Genomic DNA, 4,833 nt, shown 5'->3' with positions numbered 1-4,833 from the left:
GATAAAATTAACTTAGTCATTCCTTATACGAAAGACAAACTTCATCAAATGATACATGAGCTAATTGAAACGAATGAAGTTCAAAATGGTCAAATCTATTTACAAGTAACACGTGGGGATAGCCCTCGTATTCATAATTTTCCTAATCCAGCAGTTAGCTCCGTGCTGACAGCTTATACGAAAGAAACAACACGTCCACTTGCTCAGCTTGAAAGTGGGATTAAGGCTTGTTTTGTGGAGGATGTTCGTTGGTTAAGATGTGATATTAAGTCATTAAACCTACTTGGCAATGTACTCGCTAAACAGGAAGCTGTTACAAAAGATTGCTTTGAAGCTATTTTACATCGTGGAGATACGGTAACAGAGGGCTCTTCCTCTAACATGTACGGCATTAAAGATGGTGTTTTGTATACACATCCAGTGAGCAACCTGATTTTAAATGGTATTACTAGAAAAGTATTGTTAGATTGCTGTGAAGAGATTGGATTAACGGTAGTGGAAGAGGCGTTTACTAAAGAAGAAGCATTGAAAATGGATGAATTCATCATGTCCTCAACTAGTGCAGAGGTAATGCCAGTTATCTCAATCGACGGGAATGTTATTGGGAACGGAAAACCTGGAGAGTTAACAAGAAAGCTTCAGAAAGCCTTTGAACAAAAAATTCCTACAACTTTAAATGTATGAGCAACCATTATTTCATAGGTATTAAAGTTCCCGAGGTAATAGGAAGGTCTATTATAGAGGCTAGAAAGGCAACCAATATGCATGAAACACATAAAACGTTGCCTCTTCTCGAGGACCTTCATATTACGCTTGCATACTTAGCAGCAGTAGATGAATCTATATTAGCTGACTTAATCGAATCCTTGAAAGAGATAAAGTGGGAAGCATTTACTTTAACAACAGCGGGACTAGCTCATTTTGGGAGTGGTAAAACCCCTCGAGTAGTTTATGTCGCTGTCGATGAAAATGAGGAATTACAAAGACTTCAGCATGCAGTTGTGCAAAAAGTTCTGGAGTATATAGAGTTAAACGTTTCAAAGGAATTCCATGCCCATATAACCGTGGCTAAAAAATGGAAGTCAACTGATACCTGTCTGTACGATTCGTTTAACCTGGAGAAACAGTCCTTTGAAGTTCGCGATTTTATCATTTACAAAATAAATCCTGCAAGCACTCCACGTTACGAGCAATTTGCCAGTATAAACATGTGAGAGGGAGGTAATAGAATGGCTCAGTTAGTCAAATTACAGGATTATATATCCCGCTATCAAATTGATTTAAAGCGATACCCTACTCAATTTGTTCGTTTAAAAAAACAACAATGGGAGCGAGTCAACGCTTCTTATGAAAGAGGAGCTCTAGATACATCTTGGATGGAGAAGGAGCAGGAGGAGGAGGAGGATTTAGAGGTAGAGGAAAAAAAATCCTTTATCTCTAAATTGTTTTCAAGAAACAAAGAAGAAACCTCTGCAGAGATATTGGATGAAAAGAACGTAGAGGATCAAGAAGTTCCCGAAGAGTCTACTACTCTTTTTTTCGAACCTAATATTGTTTACAACCCGAGTTCTAAAGAAGAGCTACGACGAATGTATTTAGATCAATTATTTCATTTTCAATTAAAATGGGCTAGCTCTACTTTAATGGAAAAATCCTATGTAGATCCAAAGTATATGAGAGATAGCTTGTTGAGACTTTTCACACTACAATTACCTGATAATTATTTTCTGTTTTATTACCCAATCTTTAAATTGAAAAAAGCCCCTGTGGAATTAGATATTATTATCGTTTTGCCTACTGAAATTATATGTATAGTCATGTTAGAAGGCAGAGACTTGGATGCATTTATCGGAAGTGGGGATCGTTTCTGGGTGAAGAAAAGTGGGAAGAGCGAAAGTAAGCTATTAAGTCCGATGATCAGTCTTAATAGAATGGAATCTATTCTCTTGCAGGTTTTTAAAAAGGAAGATATTGATTTGCCTATCAGAAAGGTAGTTCTTTCAAGAAATGGATACATCGATTATCCAGGCTCTGCCTATCAGACTCAATTAGTAGATACTAGAAGCTTTCCTGCATGGTTTCAAGCTTTAAAATCGTCTCCATCTCCGATGAAGCATATGCAGTTTAAGGCAGCGCAGGCATTACTCAATCTGGTTCAGACTACCTCCTATTCTAGAGCAAGCTGGGAGTTGGAAAGCGAGATAGAAAATGACTGATGTACTAATTGTTGTTAATGAAATAGCAGGTCAGGGGAGAGCTAAAAAGCTTTGGGAGTCATGGCAAGACCATCTCCCTTTCGCTTTTACACTTCTTAAAACTGAATATAGTGGGCATGCAACCGATATAGCGAAAAAATATGCAGAAGCTAGCCAAGACCCTCTTCTTATTATTGCAATCGGTGGAGACGGTACCGCGCACGAAATCCTCTCAGGTACTGTAGGGTATAATCATGTTCGAGTTGGAGTTGTTTCTGCTGGAAGTGGAAATGATTTTGCTCGGGCCTTTTTTGTGTTTCAAACACTCGAGCAGCTAACAGAATATGTTTTAGAATATCAGACGGCAGAACAGATGGACATAGGTGTTTTAAAGACTAATTCAGACACGTTTCATTTCATAAATAATGCGGGCTTTGGCTTTGATGCACATGTTGTGTACGCAGCCAATCAATCTAAATGGAAAAAGTGGTTAAATAGACTAGGATTAGGTAAACTAGTGTACATTCTGTATCTTGTGAAAGAGTTATTTAAGTTTAAAAAATTCTCTTTCTCTTTACTAAATCAAGGAGATACGATAAAGTTTGAAGATGTTTGGTTTATTACTGTGTGTAATCAACCCTATTTTGGAGGAGGCATGAAAATCTCTCCTTCCTCTATACCAAACGATTCATTAATCGAACTAACCGTAGTACATCATTTGAAGAGAACTAAGCTATTATTTATATTTGGCACAGTGTTTTATGGTAAACACACTGCTTATAAAGAAGTGAAACAAATTCAGGCACGCGAGTTCGCCATTCAAATGAATGATCAAGTGTATGGGCATGTTGACGGAGAATTTTCCTGTATGACAATTCCTGGCGGCATCTATACATTTAGAGTAGAGCATAATGCATGGAAATTAGCAAAACCACCAAGTAAAAGGAGTTAAGGTAATGAGATTAAGAAACAAGCCTTGGGCTGAGGATTTTATAAATTCTCATCCAGAAATAGTGATTCCAAATCCGGAAGAACAAAAAGGAAAATGGAATTTAGTGTTCGATAACGAAAATCCACTTCATATAGAAGTAGGAACTGGGAAAGGCCAATTTGTAACTGGAATGGCAAAACAAAATCCCGACATCAATTATATAGGAATCGAGCTCTATGACAGTGTCATTGTCTCTGCATTAGAAAATGCAATAGAAGCTCAGCCTTTACCAAATTTGCGTCTATTAAAAGTTAACGGTGCGGACTTAGCAAAATATTTTCAAAAAAATGATGTCCACCGCGTCTATTTAAACTTCTCTGATCCATGGCCAAAAATTAGACATGCAAAGCGACGTTTAACTCATGAAGGCTTTTTAAAACTTTATGAATCTATTTTAGTAGACAATGCAGAGATTCATTTCAAAACAGACAATCGAGGTCTATTCGAATATTCTCTAACAAGCATGTCAGCCTATGGAATGCTATTGACGTATGTATCGCTTGATTTACATGCGAATATGCCAGAAGATAATATTATGACTGAATATGAAGAGAAATTCTCTGCAAAAGGTCAACCAATCTATCGTCTAGAGGCTAGATTTATTAGCCAAAAGTAAAAGATCAATACTATTCAAAGGGGATGAAAGTATGGATACGTATAAGTTTCACGAGATGACATTAACTTGGTTAAAAGGTGGCACGACACATATGGACGGGGGAGCCATGTTTGGAGTAGTGCCAAAACCTCTATGGGAAAAGAAATACCCAGTCAATGAAAAAAATCAAATTGAGCTTCCTTCAGATCCAATATTGATCCAATATAAAGGGAAGAACATTTTGCTAGAAGCTGGGCTAGGATTCGGAAAGTTCTCAGACAAGCAAATCAGAAATTATGGCATTACAGATGAGTCAGTGGTAGATGACAATCTGGTCGAGCTAGGTCTGCTTGCAGAGGATATCGACATCATTTTAATGACTCATTTACATTTCGATCATGCTTGTGGACTAACTAAATGGGTAAATGGAGAATTAGTTTCCAGTTTTCCGAATGCTTCCATCTATGTTTCAGAGGTCGAGTGGAATGAAATGAAGAACCCAAATGTCCGTTCAAGCAATACATATTGGAAGGAAAACTGGGAGCCCATTCAATCACAGGTCATTACATTCAAGGATTCTATTAAGCTTTTAGAAGATATTGAGATGATTCATACGGGTGGTCATAGTGATGGTCATAGTATTGTGCTATTAAAGCAAAAGGATGAAACAATCATCCATATGGCAGACCTTATGCCAACACATGCACATCAAAATCCATTATGGGTTTTGGCCTATGATGACTACCCAATGACCTCTGTATTTGCTAAGCAAAAATGGGTCCACGAAGCGTTGCAAAACAATTATTGGTTCAGCTTTTACCATGATGCCTACCACCGTATGATTAAATGGTCGACAGATGGCAAGGAAGTTCTAGAAAAATTAGAGAGAACGCGCTCTTAATAAAACACCAGCTATAAATGTCTATTGGCATTTATAGCTGTTTTTTTTATATAAAAATGGTGTGAAGAGTAGTTTTTAGCAACTCGGAGCAGGGGTTTGGCTAAACATATAGAAGTAAGTAACATTACATTAAAAAATTGGTGAGGTGAGC

General features: G+C 37.4%; 6 protein-coding genes. All 6 read left to right on the top strand.

Features of this window, described 5'->3' with window-relative positions; translation table 11 throughout:
• Positions 1-684: D-amino-acid transaminase (gene dat / locus AC06OU_RS00115; RefSeq protein ID WP_475853290.1), on the top strand; the 684-nt coding region annotated here is incomplete at its 5' end.
• On the top strand, positions 681-1,214 hold the full coding sequence (gene thpR, locus AC06OU_RS00110; RefSeq protein WP_475853289.1) for an RNA 2',3'-cyclic phosphodiesterase: 534 nt from the start codon (positions 681-683) through the stop codon (positions 1,212-1,214). The genes dat and thpR, both read left to right, overlap by 4 nt.
• A gap of 15 nt (positions 1,215-1,229) precedes the next feature.
• Positions 1,230-2,216: a nuclease-related domain-containing protein gene (locus tag AC06OU_RS00105; RefSeq protein WP_475853288.1), complete on the top strand. Its 987-nt coding sequence runs from the start codon at positions 1,230-1,232 to the stop codon at positions 2,214-2,216.
• A complete protein-coding gene (locus AC06OU_RS00100; RefSeq protein WP_475853287.1) occupies positions 2,209-3,147 on the top strand; it encodes a diacylglycerol/lipid kinase family protein in 939 nt (312 codons plus the stop codon). The genes AC06OU_RS00105 and AC06OU_RS00100 overlap by 8 nt, the downstream gene beginning before the upstream one ends.
• A gap of 4 nt (positions 3,148-3,151) precedes the next feature.
• Positions 3,152-3,802, top strand: coding sequence for a tRNA (guanosine(46)-N7)-methyltransferase TrmB (trmB, locus tag AC06OU_RS00095; RefSeq protein WP_169360013.1), 651 nt, complete (start codon positions 3,152-3,154; stop codon positions 3,800-3,802).
• 31 nt (positions 3,803-3,833) lie between these two features.
• Entirely contained in the window at positions 3,834-4,682 is an 849-nt protein-coding gene (locus tag AC06OU_RS00090; RefSeq protein ID WP_475853286.1) for a YtnP family quorum-quenching lactonase, read from the top strand.
• Positions 4,683-4,833 lie beyond the last annotated feature (151 nt).

It is taken from the genome of Psychrobacillus sp. (assembly GCF_056205495.1).
The sequence above is the reverse complement of the archived record's forward strand: the minus strand, read 5'-3'. Positions and strand labels throughout refer to the sequence as shown.